This window comes from Streptomyces sp. V4I2 (genome assembly GCF_030817655.1).
Classification (GTDB): Bacteria; Actinomycetota; Actinomycetes; order Streptomycetales; family Streptomycetaceae; genus Streptomyces; species Streptomyces plumbiresistens.
Genome location: NZ_JAUSZM010000003.1, coordinates 7,323,087 through 7,336,497 on the forward strand (window position 1 = coordinate 7,323,087; position 13,411 = coordinate 7,336,497).

At 70.1% G+C, this 13,411-nt stretch carries 11 protein-coding genes; 3 read left to right on the forward strand and 8 right to left on the reverse strand.

Features of this window, described 5'->3' with window-relative positions; all coding sequences use genetic code 11:
• Window positions 1–14 precede the first annotated feature (14 nt).
• From QFZ76_RS34680 to QFZ76_RS34700, 5 genes are all read right to left on the reverse strand, one after another.
• Window positions 15–878 carry a carbohydrate ABC transporter permease gene (locus tag QFZ76_RS34680; protein WP_307677378.1) on the reverse strand — a complete coding sequence of 288 codons (864 nt, stop codon included), beginning with the start codon at window positions 876–878 and terminating at the stop codon, window positions 15–17.
• Between the two features lie 5 nt (window positions 879–883).
• Complete coding sequence (locus QFZ76_RS34685; protein ID WP_307677379.1) at window positions 884–1,834, reverse strand: carbohydrate ABC transporter permease; 951 nt, start codon at window positions 1,832–1,834, stop codon at window positions 884–886.
• A complete protein-coding gene (locus QFZ76_RS34690) occupies window positions 1,831–3,213 on the reverse strand; it encodes an extracellular solute-binding protein (RefSeq protein WP_307677380.1) in 1,383 nt (460 codons plus the stop codon). The genes QFZ76_RS34685 and QFZ76_RS34690 overlap by 4 nt, the downstream gene beginning before the upstream one ends.
• Before the next feature lie 68 nt (window positions 3,214–3,281).
• Window positions 3,282–5,312, reverse strand: coding sequence for a tetratricopeptide repeat protein (locus tag QFZ76_RS34695; RefSeq protein WP_373464390.1), 2,031 nt, complete (start codon window positions 5,310–5,312; stop codon window positions 3,282–3,284).
• A 40-nt stretch (window positions 5,313–5,352) separates the two neighbouring features.
• Window positions 5,353–6,216: a 5'-methylthioadenosine/S-adenosylhomocysteine nucleosidase gene (locus QFZ76_RS34700; protein ID WP_307677381.1), complete on the reverse strand. Its 864-nt coding sequence runs from the start codon at window positions 6,214–6,216 to the stop codon at window positions 5,353–5,355.
• 26 nt (window positions 6,217–6,242) lie between these two features.
• Between QFZ76_RS34700 and QFZ76_RS34705 the strand changes: the two genes are divergently transcribed.
• The gene (locus tag QFZ76_RS34705) at window positions 6,243–6,788 is read left to right on the forward strand and encodes a hypothetical protein (protein ID WP_307677382.1); all 546 of its coding nucleotides are present in this window, start codon (window positions 6,243–6,245) and stop codon (window positions 6,786–6,788) included.
• Window positions 6,789–6,836: 48 nt separating this feature from the next.
• Here QFZ76_RS34705 and QFZ76_RS34710 read toward each other — a convergent pair whose 3' ends face one another.
• Together QFZ76_RS34710 and QFZ76_RS34715 are read right to left on the reverse strand one after the other, a co-directional pair.
• Window positions 6,837–7,526 (reverse strand): response regulator, encoded by a 690-nt coding sequence (locus QFZ76_RS34710; RefSeq protein ID WP_307677383.1) that lies wholly within the window; start codon window positions 7,524–7,526, stop codon window positions 6,837–6,839.
• A complete protein-coding gene (locus tag QFZ76_RS34715) occupies window positions 7,523–9,184 on the reverse strand; it encodes a sensor histidine kinase (RefSeq protein WP_307677384.1) in 1,662 nt (553 codons plus the stop codon). Before QFZ76_RS34715 ends, QFZ76_RS34710 begins: the two co-directional genes overlap by 4 nt.
• A gap of 124 nt (window positions 9,185–9,308) precedes the next feature.
• On the opposite strand from QFZ76_RS34715, the gene QFZ76_RS34720 reads away from it, so the two are divergent.
• Entirely contained in the window at window positions 9,309–10,736 is a 1,428-nt protein-coding gene (locus QFZ76_RS34720) for a cation:dicarboxylate symporter family transporter (protein ID WP_373464553.1), read from the forward strand.
• A gap of 162 nt (window positions 10,737–10,898) precedes the next feature.
• Here QFZ76_RS34720 and QFZ76_RS34725 read toward each other — a convergent pair whose 3' ends face one another.
• Window positions 10,899–11,534 (reverse strand): TetR/AcrR family transcriptional regulator, encoded by a 636-nt coding sequence (locus QFZ76_RS34725; protein ID WP_307677386.1) that lies wholly within the window; start codon window positions 11,532–11,534, stop codon window positions 10,899–10,901.
• Between the two features lie 124 nt (window positions 11,535–11,658).
• Here QFZ76_RS34725 and QFZ76_RS34730 point away from each other — a divergent pair, with 124 nt between their 5' ends.
• Window positions 11,659–13,350, forward strand: a complete 1,692-nt coding sequence (locus tag QFZ76_RS34730; protein WP_307677387.1) for an MFS transporter — start codon at window positions 11,659–11,661, stop codon at window positions 13,348–13,350.
• The last annotated feature ends 61 nt before the right edge of the window (window positions 13,351–13,411 follow it).

Below are 13,411 nucleotides of genomic sequence, written 5' to 3' on the forward strand. Positions count from 1 at the left end.
GAGGCGGGCCGGGTTCACCCCTTGACCGCCCCGCCCAGCGCGAACCCCCCGCCCAGCCGCCGGGCGATCAGCACGTACAGCAGGATCACCGGCGTCGAGTAGACGATCGAGAACGCGGCGAGCTGGCCGTACGCCACCATGCCCCGGTTGCCGAAGAACTCGTTGATGCTCACGCTCGCCGGCATCTGGTCCGGGGACAGCAGCAGCATGAACGGGACGAAGAAGTTCCCCCACATCATGACGAAGGAGAAGACCGTCACCACGGAGACTCCGGGGCCCATGAGCGGGAGCACGATCCGGATCAGGGACTGGAGCGACGAGGCACCGTCCGTCCAGGCCGCCTCCTCCAGTTCCTTCGGCACGCCGTCCATGAAGTTCTTCATCAGCCAGATGGCGAAGGGGAGTTGGGAGGCGGCGAAGAAGAGGATCGTGCCCTGCATGGTGTCGATCAGGTCCACCTGAACGAACAGCGCGTACACCGGAACCATGATCGCCGTGATGGGCAGGCTCGTCGCGAAGAGGATCGTGAGGAGGAAGGGGCGGTTCAGACGGGACCTGAAGCGGGACAGGGGATACGCCGCCAGCGCCGCGCACACCACTGTCAGCAGCGTCGCGCTGCCGCACAGGATCAGGCTGTTCAGCAGCGGCGTGAAGGTGATCTCCGACGTCAGGATCGCGTCGAAGTTGTCCAGGGTGAGGCCGTCGGGGGCCTTCACCCTGAGGTCCGCCTGCGGGTCCAGGGACGACAGGACCACCCAGGCCAGCGGCAGCGCGAAGGCGGCGGCGAAGGCGAGGAGGCCTGCGTCGGCGGCGAGGCGACGGCTTCGACGGCGGCTTCGGCGGGGGCTTCGGCGACGGGAGGAGACTGTGAGGGCCATGCGGGTCAGACCTCCGTCCGCAGCAGGCGCATGTACACGACGGAGAAGAGCGAGCCGACCAGCAGCAGGAGCAGCGCCACCGCGGTGGCGTAGCCGATCAGGCTGTTCTGGAAGGCCTGTTCGTACATGAAGAGGGGGAGCGTCTGGCTCTTGTCGCCGGGGCCGCCCCTCGTCATCACCCAGATCAGACCGAAGACGGAGAGGGTCTGGAGGGTGTTCAGCATCAGGTTCGTACCGATGGAACGCCGGATCATCGGCAGCGTGATGTGCCACATCCGCCGCCAGCCGCCGGCGCCGTCGACCTCGGCCGCCTCCGTGATCTCCTTCGGGATCTCGTTGAGCGCGGCGGAGTACACGAGCATCGAGAAGGCGGTGCCCCGCCACACGTTCGCGAACGACACCGCCAGGATCGGCAGCGCGAACAGCCAGTTCTGGGACGGGAGATGGAGCCAGTCGAGTACGGCGTTCAGGGTGCCCTCACGGCGGAAGAAGGCGTAGAGCAGGAACCCGGCGACCACCTCCGGCAGCACCCACGCCGTGATCACGATCCCGCCGGTGAGGGTGCGGACCGGCTTCGAGGCGCGCTGCATGAGGGAGGCGAGCGCCAGCCCGAGGGTGTTCTGCCCGATCAGGGACGACACGACGGTGAACACCAGCGTCAGCCATACCGCGTTGAGGAACTCCTCGTCCTGGAACGCCGTACGGAAGTTCTCGAACCCCACGAACGACGACTCGGCCTGCCCGGTGAGCTGGAGGTCGGTGAAGGCGATGTAGGCGCAGTAGGCGATCGGGCCGGCGAGGAAGAGGAGCAGGAGGATGACGGCGGGGGCGACGGGGAGGGCGCGGGTGAGGCCGCGGGGGACCCTCGGCGGGGCGGGAGGCCGTGAAGCGGGCGGGCCCGAGGGGGACTTCGCCGCCCCCGGGCCGTCCGTCGCGTGCGGGGCGGCGGTGGTCACCTCTGGACCACCTGGTTGTCCGTGGCGTTCTTGAGCTCGTCGTCGTAGCCGCGTGCGGCTTCCTCCACCGACATGTCACCCGTCGTCACGCCCTCCATCGCCTCCTGGATCGCGGTGGAGACCCTCGGGTACGCCGGGTAGGCGGGCCGGTAGTGCGTGCTCGCGACCAGGTCCGTGAAGAACTTGGTACCGGGCTGCGCCTCGGCGTAGGCGGGATCGTCGGCGACGTCCTTCCGTACGGCGATCCCCGAGTTGGCCAGGTACCACTTCTGGGCGTTCGCCTTGGTCTGCATGGTCTTCACGAACTCGAACGCCAGGTCGGGGTTGCCCGCCTTGGCCGGGATCGACCAGGTCCAGCCGCCCGACATGCTGACCTTGCCGGGCGCCTGGCCGTGCTGCGTGGGCATCGCGGCGAGGCCGAGCTCGTCCGACCACTCGGGCCACTCGTGTCCGCTGCCCGGCAGCCAGTCCTGCGGGAGCCAGGAGCCGTCGAGGGCGATGCCGAGCTTGCCCTGCGGGAGCCACTCGCCGCGGACCCTGGTCATGACGTTGGGGTCGAGGGCGTCCTCGATGTCCGGGCCGAGCTTCTCCTTGTAGACCGTCTTGACGAAGGCGAGGGAGTCCTTGAAGCCGTCGCCGGTGGCGACCCACTTCTTCGATGCCTTGTCGTAAAGGGGATCCTGGCTTCCGCCGTCCTGGGTTCCGGTTCCGTAGAGAAGCATCTCGAAGGTCTGCATGGTGGCGGCCTCGCCGACCGGCTTGCCCGTGTAGACGTTCAGGGGGATGACGTCCGGGACCTTCTCCTTGATCGTGCGGGCGGCGGTGAGGACGTCGTCCCAGGTCTTCGGCTGCCAGTCGGCGGGCAGGCCGGCCTTCCGGAAGATGTCCTTGCTGAACCAGAGGCCCCGGGTGTCGGTGCCGTCCGGGACGCCGTACGTCTTGCCGTCCTCACCCTTCGCCGCCGTCTTCGCCGTCTCGATGAACTGGTTCCAGTCCGGCCACTTGGCGAGGTACGGGTCGAGGGGCTTGAGGTAGCCGGACGTGATGTCGCTGTTGATCAGGAACGTGTCCTCGTAGACCAGGTCCGGAGCGGTCTTGGAGGAGCGGAGCATCTGCTGGAGCTTGGTGTAGTACTCCGAGTCCGGGGCCTTGATGGGGACGAGCTCGACCTTCTTGCCGGGATTGGCCTTCTCGAACTGCTTCTTGATGCCGGCGAGGTAGTCGTCCATGACGCGGATCGAGTTGTCCGTGGACTGCTTGAAGGAGACCTTCACGGTGTCGGGGCCGCTGCCGGAGCCGCCTCCGCAGGCGGTGAGGGCGGTGGCGGCGAGGGTCGCGGCGAGGAGTGAGGGGAGTACGGCGGTGGGGCGCACGGGCATGACCTCCTGCGGGCTCACTTCGTTGTGGCCGGGATGGCTGCCCGGTGAACCTAAGAGGAGTGGTCTAGTCAGGTCAATGCATGTGCGGCGGATTGGGCGCGGGAGGCTTCTTCCGGGGCGTTGGCAAGGGTGAAGGCTTCGGCGGCCTGGAACCAGAGGGCTCGGGCCTCGGCAGGGCGGTGGTTGACTTCGTGGGTGAGCGCCAGATTGTGGAGTACGCCGCCCACCCTGCGCCAGTCCTCGAACCCGCGGTGGATGGTCAGGGCGTGCGTGTAGGCCTCGATGGCTTCCTCGCTGCGACCCTCCCGGTTCAGGGCGGTGCCGAGATTCGTCCAGGCCAGGCCCTCACGGTTGAGGTCTCCCACGGCCTGGAACAGGTCGCGGGCGCGGACGTGGGCTTCGATCGCCTCGCCGATCCGGCCCAGGTCCTGCAGAGTGCCGCCGAGGTGGTTCCATGCCCAGCCCTCGCCTTGGCGGTGCCCGATCGCCCGATAGAGGTCGCGGGCGCGGGTGTGGGCCTCGATCGCTTCTTCCGCCCGGCCGGCCTCGGACAGGGAAATCGCGAGTCCGTCCCAGGATCCGGCCACGCCTTTGAGGTCTGAAACCTCCTGGTACAGATCGCCGGCGCGGATGTGGGCTTCGATCGCCTCCTCCGCCTGATCGGCCGTCCCCAGGATCATGCCCAGGCAGTTCCATGCCCTGGCTTCGCCCGCGCGGTTTCCGGTGCGGCGCGTGACGTCAAGAGCCGTACGGGCGACGGTGATTCCGTCGTCGAGGTACCGCCACCACTCGAGGAATCTGATGAGGCGCATGGCCAGCCGCAGCGCCATGGCCGCGAACCGTTCTTCGCCCGCCCACTGCACTGCCCCGACCAGCGTGGCGCGTTCGCCGTTCAGCCACGCCCAGGCCTGCGGCCGGTCCGCGAACCGCTCCGGCTCCGGTCGCCCCGGCAGCCAGAGAGACCGCTCGTCGGCCGCCGCCGCCCAGCGGTGGCAGAAGGCCAGCAGCCGCTCCCGCGCCGCGTCCGCCTCCTCGCGCAGAACCGGATCCGCCGCCACCACCCGCTGCCCGAACGCGCGGACCAGGTCGTGCACTCGCCACCTGACGGCGGCGGGGCCGTCGGTGCTCAGCACCGGTGACACCAGATAGGTGGCAGCCAGATCCTCCAACAGGGACAGCACGGTCGGCTCGTCGAGTCCGGCCAGGGCGGCCACGGCCTCCGTGCTGGTTTCCGCGCCGGGCGCGACGGTGAGCAGACGCAGTAGCCGGCCGAGGTCGGGCGGGAGCCGCCGGTAGGAGGTCTCCAGCACTGGGCCGAGGACGAGCGAACGGCCGTACAGGTCCGTGCCGGGACTGTGGTTGTCGAGGACGACGGTCGGGTCGTCGGCCTTCTTGATCTCGGCCACCAGCGAGGCGATGTCACGGTGGCGGCGTCGGCGCAGCATCCCGGTGGCGATCTGGAGGGCCAGGGGCAAGTTGCCGCAGAGGCCGGTCAGTTCGCGCAGCGCGTCGGGTTCACGCCCCGGGCGTTCGTCGCGATCGTCGGTGTCGTGCAGGCCGCGCGTCACCAGGGCGGCGGAGTCGACCGGGCCGAGCGTTTCGAGGTTGATGAGGCGTACGGGCAGGGCGTCGGGACGGTCCCGCGAGGTGATGAACACCCGGTGATGGTCCGTGCCGGGCAGTAGCGGCAGGTACTGGGACGGGTCCGACGCGTTGTCCAGGATCACCAGCATCCGGTCGCGTCGTTCGGCAAGCAGCCCGCGATACGCGTCGCACTGGCGTTCTGTCGTCGGCGGCAGATCCTGCCCACGTACGCCGAGCGCGTCGAGCAGAGCCAAGACCGCCTGATCAGCCGTGACCGGGTCGTCGTCGTATCCCCGCAGGTCGACGAAGAGCGTCCCGCCCGGGAACCAACCTTTCGCGCGGGCCCGGTGCGCCGCCTCCACCGCCAGCGCGGTCTTGCCGATGCCGCCCATGCCGGTGACGGCGAAGATGAGGAGCGGCAGCGCGGTCGTGTCGTCCTCAGTGGGTGCGAGGTGCGGGAGCAGGCGTTCCAGTTCCGCCGACCGGCCCGTGAAGCCCAGGGGCCGGGGCGGCAAGGTGGCCGTCGCGCGGGGGACCGGGCCGTGGGTCGTGCCCCTACCGTCGCCCGTCGGTCTTGCCGGTGACGGGGCCGTAGAAGGTGCCGCCCCGGAAGTCGATGTGGTCTCCGCTGTACGTGGATCCGCCCTCCCGGCGTCGATGGGGACGCTCCTCGGAGTCGGTGGAACCTTCGCGGGGCCGGTGCTTGTGCAGCACCGCTACCGTCACCAAGGCGGCCTGCGCAGCCGCGAGCTTCTGCGACCCCGAGGCATCGGCCCTCTCCTTGCCCGCGTCGGCGCGGTCGCTGATGCCCCGGATCACCAGGGTGTCCACCCCGCCGTTCAGATGGGCCGCGTGGGCTGCCCCCGAGCCCTCCATCTCGATCGCGCCGGCGTCGTTGTAGTTCCCGCGGATGAACCGCACGATCTCGGACTCGGCATCCGCCAGAACCACGTCACCCGTCGCGATCGGCAAGAAGTGCGCCCGTACGTCGGGCATGTCCCGCACCGCGGAACGCGCCGCCTGCTCCAGCGCGTGCGAGCCCGGCAACGCCTTCGGCCGGACCAGGAAGCCCTCTGGCGTCTGCTTTCCGCCGTGGATCTCGTACACCTGGGTGCCCACGACTACGTCTCCGATCCCGACGTCGTCCTTCAGGCTGCCGGCGACACCGACGAAGAACACCGTCTGGGGACGCAGCCAGTTGATGAGCTGTGCGGTGAGGGCGGCGGCCCGCTCGGCGCCCATGCCCAGCTCGGCGAGCGCAACCTGCCAGGATGTGCCGGGTAGTTGGCCCTGTTCGACTCGGGTGCCGTCGCGGTGGACGAGTTCCTCACGGTTCTCGACGTGCGCGCGGACGGCGGCGTATTCGAGGGGGAGCGCGGTCAGGACGAGAGCGGTGGGCTGGGTCTCCGGCACACTCACAAGGTACGCCGGGGGAAGGGATTCGAGTGCCGGAACAGGACGTCACCGTCGGGCAGTTGCTGCTCGCCGAGTACCAGAGCGTCAAGGACGAGCAGAAGGCGCGGATCGGGTTCCGGGACAACCTGCTCTACGTGACCTTGGCCGTCGTCGCCGCCGTCATCGCCGCGACCGCGCAGGCCAAGCAGGCGTCGATGCTGCTGGCGCTGCCGCCGGTGTGTGTCGTGCTTGGGTGGACCTACCTGGTGAACGACGAGAAGATCTCGGCGATCGGTGCGTACGTCCGTGAGGATCTCGGGCCCCGGCTCGCGGCGCTGGCCGAACCGGGCGGTGGCTTCGAGGCGTTCGGGTGGGAGACCGCGCATCGGGGGGACGCGCGGCGCAGGTCCCGGAAGGTCGTCCAGACCGTGGTGGACCTGACGGCGTTCTGTGCCGTGCCGCTGGCCGCGCTGGTGGTGTTCTGGGTGGACGGCGACGGCGAAGGTGGCGGGTTGCTCGTCGCGCTGTCGGTGGTGGAGGCGCTTGCCGTGGGAGGGCTTGCTTCGCAGGTCGTGTGGTACGCGAAGGGGGCGTGAACTCGCTCCGCACGACGCGCCTTGACGTACCGTCACGAGCTGGCCTCGCTACCCCTTCACCCACCGATACTGCAACTCCGGCCGCCCCACAGCCCCGTACTGCGGACTCCGAGCCGCCCTTCCCCCCTCCACCAGATGCTCCAGATACCGCCGAGCCGTGATCCGCGAAATCCCCACCGCCTCCGCCACTCCCGTCGCCGTGAGCCCCTCCCCGCAGTCCCGCAGCGCCACCGTCACCCGCTCCAGCGTCGGCCCGCTCAACCCTTTCGGCAGTGCCGCCGGGCCCGGTGCCCGCAGGGTGGCCAGCGCTCGGTCCACCTCGTCCTGTCCGCTCGCCTCGCCCGCCGCCGCGTGGAACTCGGCGTATCTCACCAGGCGGTCCCGCAGGGTGGCGAAGGTGAACGGCTTCAGGACGTACTGGACGACGCCCAGCGAGACTCCTTCCCGGACCACCGTCAGGTCCCGCGCCGACGTCACCGCTATGACATCCGCGTGCAGCCCGGCCGCCCGCAGTGAACGCGCCAGCTGCAGTCCGTGCACGTCCGGCAGATGCAGGTCCAGCAGCAGGAGATCCACCGCCGTACGCTCCAGGGCGCGACGCGCCTCCGCACCGGTGTGCGCCTTGCCGACGGCCGTGAAGCCGGGGACCCGGTTGACGTACATGACGTGTGCGTCGGCGGCGACGGGATCGTCCTCGACGACCAGGACACGGATGGGCTGCTGCTCGGTCGTCGTCATACGTCGCCTCCAGAAGCGGTGCCGCCGGTAGGAACGGCACCCTCGGACACCCGCTCAGCGCGGTTCCCGTCCCCCAACGGCAACCGCACCTCGAACTCCGCCCCACCCCCGTCGGCCTCCGCCACCGTCAGCGCGCCCTCATGCCGGCTCACCGCCTGCCGTACGAGCGCCAGCCCCAGCCCCCGGCCGCCCGGCCCCGCCGGCTTCGTGGAGAAGCCCCGCTGGAAGACCGTGTCCGCGAGGGCCGGGTCGACCCCCGCGCCCGTGTCGGACACGCGCAGCACCAGCTCGCCGTCCGCGGTGTAGGCCGTCACGGTCACCCGCCCGCGCACACTTCCCTGCGCCGCGTCCACCGCGTTGTCGATGAGGTTGCCGAGGATCGTGACCAGGTCCCGGGAGGGCAGCGACGGCGGCAGCAGTCCGTCGTCCAGCCGGCTCTCCTCCGACACCACCAGTTCCACGCCCCGCTCGTTCGCCTGGGCCGTCTTGCCCAGCAGCAGCGCGGCCAGCACCGGTTCGCTCACCGCCGCCACCACCTGGTCGGTCAGCGCCTGCGCCAGTTCCAGTTCGGCGGTCGCGAAGTCCACCGCCTCCTCCGCCCGCCCCAGCTCGATCAGCGAGACGACGGTGTGCAGCCGGTTCGCCGCCTCGTGGGCCTGGGAGCGCAGGGCCTGGGTGAAGCCGCGCTCGGAGTCCAGCTCGCCCATCAGGGACTGGAGTTCGGTCACGTCCCGCAGGGTGACGACCGTGCCCCGGTGTTCACCGCCCGACACCGGGGACGTGTTCAGCACCAGCACCCGGTCCGCCGTCAGGTGCACCTCGTCCACCCGCGGCTCGGACGCCAGCAGCGCGCCCGTCACCGGCGCGGGCAGGCCGAGATCGGCGACGGACCGGCCCACCACATCGCCCGACACGCCCAACAGCTCCCGTCCGCCGTCGTTGATCAGCGCCACACGGTACTGCCCGTCGAGCATCAGGAGCCCCTCGCGTACGGCGTGAAGTGCGGCCTGGTGGTAGTCGTGCATGGCGCTGAGCTCGGCCGCGTTCATGCCGTGGGTGTGGCGGCGCAGCCGGGCGTTGACGACGTACGTGCCGACCGCGCCGAGCGCGAGCGCGCCGGCCGCGACGCCGAGCAGGGCCGTCAGCTGGCCCTGCACCCACTTGCTGATCTCGTCGACCTTGATGCCGGCGCTGACCAGACCGACGACCTCGCCGCTCGACCAGACCGGGGTGACCGCGCGGACCGAGGGGCCGAGGGTGCCGGTGTAGGTCTCGGTGAAGGAGCCGCCCGCCACGGCGGGGGCGATGTTGCCGCGGAAGGGCTTGCCGATCTCCGACGTCTTGGGATGGGTCCAGCGGATACCCTTCGGGTTCATGATCGTGACGAAGTCGACGTCGGCGTCCCGCATCACCCGCAGCGCGTAGGGCTGGAGCTCGGACGTCGGGTCGGAGGTGCGGATCGCCTCCCGCACGGACGGGGCGTCCGCGACCGAGCGGGCCACGGCCATGGCCTGCCGCCGCGCCGCGTCCTCGGCCTGGCTCTGGTCGCTGACGTAGGTGAACAGCGCGCAACCGGCGACGACCACCGCTATGAGCACGGCCTGCATGGCGAAGAGCTGGCCGGCCAGGCTGCGGGGGCGTGGGACGCGTATGCGCATGTCGTCAGTGTGCCTCGCAGGTTAAGCATGAACTAAATGAACGGAAGGGTGACCGCTCTCACACGGCGGGAGATAGTCACGGCATTCCCCTGTACATCCCCCGGACGTGAGCCGCACGCCGGTGATGCCGACGACGACGTCAAGGAGGGCCGCTGTGACCAGCGCAGCCAATACGGCACCTGCCGCACCGAAAGCCAAGCGGGACCGCACCCACTACCTCTATATCGCGGTGATCGTCGCGGTCGCCATCGGCATCGCCGTCGGTCTGGTCGCCCCCGACTTCGCGGTCGAGCTGAAGCCCATCGGCACCGGCTTCGTGAACCTGATCAAGATGATGATCTCGCCGATCATCTTCTGCACGATCGTGCTGGGCATCGGCTCGGTCCGCAAGGCCGCCAAGGTCGGTGCGGTCGGAGGCATCGCGCTCCTCTACTTCACGATCATGTCGCTGGTCGCGCTGGGTATCGGCCTGGTCGTCGGCAACATCCTGGAGCCGGGCACCGGCCTCGCCGTGACCGACGCGATCAAGGACGCCGGCCACGCGCAGGTCGACGGGGAGGCCAAGGACACCGCCACCTTCCTGCTCGGCATCATCCCGACCACGATCGTCTCCGCCTTCACCGAGGGCGAGGTGCTGCAGACCCTGCTGATCGCCCTGCTCGCCGGTTTCGCGCTGCAGGCCATGGGCCCGGCCGGCCAGCCGGTCCTGCGCGGTGTCGAGCACATCCAGCGTCTCGTCTTCCGCATCCTCGCCATGGTGATGTGGGCCGCCCCGATCGGCGCCTTCGGCGCCATGGCCGCCGTGGTCGGTTCCGCGGGCGTCGACGCACTCAAGAGCCTCGCCGTCCTGATGCTCGGTTTCTACGTCACCTGCTTCCTGTTCGTCTTCATCGTGCTGGGCGTCCTGCTGCGGGTCGTCGCGGGCCTCAACATCCTCACGCTCTTCAAGTACCTGGGCCGTGAGTTCCTGCTGATCCTGTCGACCTCGTCGTCCGAGTCGGCGCTGCCGCGGCTCATCGCGAAGATGGAGCACCTCGGCGTCAGCAAGCCGGTGGTGGGCATCACCGTCCCGACCGGCTACTCCTTCAACCTCGACGGCACCATGATCTACATGACCATGGCGTCCTTGTTCATCGCCGACGCCATGGGTACGCCGATGTCGGTCGGCGAGCAGATCCCGCTGCTGCTGTTCCTGTTCGTCGCCTCCAAGGGCGCGGCCGGTGTGACCGGTGCGGGTATGGCGACGCTGGCCGGTGGCCTTCAGTCCCACAAGCCGGCGCTGGTGGACGGCATCGGCCTGATCGTCGGCATCGACCGCTTCATGAGCGAGGCGCGCGCCCTGACGAACTTCGCGGGCAACGCCGTCGCCACGGTGCTGATCGGCACCTGGACGAAGGAGATCGACCGCGGCCGCGTCGACCAGGTGCTCGCCGGACAGATCCCCTTCGACGAGAAGACCCTCCTCGACGACGGCGAGAGCGGTGGCGCCTCCGAGGACGCCCACGCGGAGGTCCCCGAGCAGGGCGGCGAGAAGGAGCTCACCAAGGCCTGACGGCCGCCCCGCGAGACCCGACCCCCATGCCGGGTCGGGCCCGGTCCTGAACCCGGGCTCGCCCCAACGCCTCCGGGCGGCTGAGCACTCCCCCGTGGCTCAGCCGCCCGGTCGGCTTTTCTCCCCGATCGTTCCTGCCCGATCGTTCCGGCCCGATTGTTCCTAGTCGTTCAGCTTCGCCACCAGTTCGGTGGCTCGAGAGGCGGGCACGCCCGCCGCGGTCAGTACGGTGACCGCGGCCGAGCGGCCCGCCTCTTCCGCTGCCAGCAGACCGTCGTTGACCGCCTCCATCAGCGCGATGACGGTCTGCTCGTGCACGTACGCCAGCGCCGGCGCCGGCAGCGGTGAGCTGAAGACGCCCTCCTCCAGACCCTGCCGCAGCAGTTCCACGCCGGCCCCTCGTACGGGCGTGAGGCGGTCGCGGATGCCCTGCATGGTGACGCTGCGCTGGGCCAGGGCGACCAGGATGCGATAGCGGTCGGCGACCTCCCAGACCGCCAGCACCGAGCGCGCCACGGCCTCCGCCGGGTCCTCGACGCCCTCCCGGCCCGCCGCGTGCGCGGCCGCCACCGACTCCACGGCCTGGTCGACGAGCGTGCCGACCAGCGCCTCGCGGCTGGGGAAATGGCCGTACACGGTCCGTCGTACGACACCCGCGGCGCGCGCGATCTGGTCCATGGAGGCGTCGGGGTCGCGCAGCAGCTCCGCGAGGGCGACGTCGAGGATGCGACGGCGGTTCGCGTCGGCGCGGCGGGTGGGGCCGGTGGGGCTGATGGGGCCGGTGTTCATGGCTGACATTCTGCACGCCTCGTTCCTCGATTTGCACAGCGCTGTGCATAAAGCGTACCTTGCACATGGCTGAGCAATTGCACAGTGCTGTGCAATGCACATCGCGTACGTCAGTGAGGAAGGCCCCCAAGCCATGCGACTCGTCATGAACGAACCGGTCGAGAGGATGGACCGCCCCTATGCCCGGCGCTGGTGGGCGCTGCTGGTCCTCTGCCTCAGCCTGCTGATCATCGTGATGGCCAACACGGCCCTCACGGTCGCGGCGCCCGACATGACCCAGGACCTGGGCCTGTCCAGCGCCGACCTGCAGTGGGTCATCGACGGCTACACCGTCCCGTACGCGGCGCTGATGCTGCTGCTCGGCGCGATCGGCGACAAGTACAGCCGCCGCGGCGCGCTCGTCCTCGGGCTGCTCGTCTTCGGCGGAGGGGCGGTCGCGGGATCGCTCGTCGACAGCGCCGACGGAGTCATAGCGGCCCGCGCGGTCATGGGCTTCGGCGCGGCCATGATCATGCCCGCCACCCTCTCCCTCCTCGCCGCCACCTTCCCGCGCGCCGAACGCGCCAAGGCGATCACCCTGTGGACGGCCACCGCCGGTCTCGCGATCGCGGCGGGACCGCTGCTCGCGGGGGCGCTGCTGGAACAGCACAGCTGGAAGTCCACGTTCCTGATCAACGTGCCCATCGCCGCCGCCGCGATCGTCGGCGCTCTCCTCCTCGTGCCGCCGTCGAAGGCCGAGGGCAAGGGGCGGATCGACTACGTCGGCGGTCTGCTGTCTGTCGTCTGGATCGCCGCGCTCGTCTACATGATCATCGAGGGTCCGCACTTCGGCTGGGGCGTCAAGGCGGTCACCGCCGCGGTGGTCGCGGGCGTCGGGCTCGTGCTGTTCGTGGTGTGGGAGCTGCGCCACCCGCGCCCGGTCATCGACGTGCGCCGCTTCACCGAGCGCCGTTTCGCGGGCTCCAACCTCGCCGTGGCCCTGTTCTTCCTGGCCGTCTTCGGCGCCTTCTACTACCTGACCCAGCAACTGCAGTTCGTCCTCGGCTACAGCGCCCTGGAGACCGGTCTGCGCATGCTGCCCCTCGCCGGCGCGGTCTTCGTCGGCGCGGCCCTCACCGGCTACCTCACCCCGCGCGTCGGCATGAAGCTCACGGTCACCGCGGGCATGGTCGGCGGCACGGCGGCCCTCGCCCTGCTCACGCAGGTCGACGCGAGTTCGTCGTACGGCGATTTCGTCGCGCCTCTGATCATCCTCGGCCTCGCGATCGGACTCGCCCTCTCGCCCTGCACGGACGCGATCATGGGCGCGTTCCCGGAGTCGGAACTGGGCGTCGGCGGCGCGGTGAACGACACCTCGCTGGAGCTCGGCGGCTCGCTCGGCATCGCCATCCTCGGCTCGCTGCTGGCCACGTCGTACCACGACCACCTCACGGACGCGACGGCCGGCAGCCGGCTCCCCGCCTCCTCCCTGGCCACGGCCCAGGACTCGGTCGGCGCCGGATACGCGGTCTCCCAGGGCATCGCCGAACAGGCCGAGAAGGCCGCCGCGCAGGCCGCCCGGGCCACCGACCCCCAGCAGGCGGCCCAGTTGAAGGCCCAGGCCGACCAACTCGCCCAGGGCGCCCACCGGATGGCCGACGCCGTCGGCTCGTCCTTCTCCGACGCGGTCGCCCACACCAGCCTCATCGGCGCGGTGGTCCTGGGCCTCGGCACGCTCGTGGTCGCGGTGCTGCTGCCGGGCGGGAAGAGCGAGGAGCAGTCCGAACAGCCGGAGAAGGAGAAGCAGCGGCAGAAGGGGGAATCGGCGCTCAGCCGAGTCGGCTAGCCGGCGACCGGCCGCCGACTGTCCTCAGCGCCCCGAGCGCCCCGACCGCCACTGTCCGCGC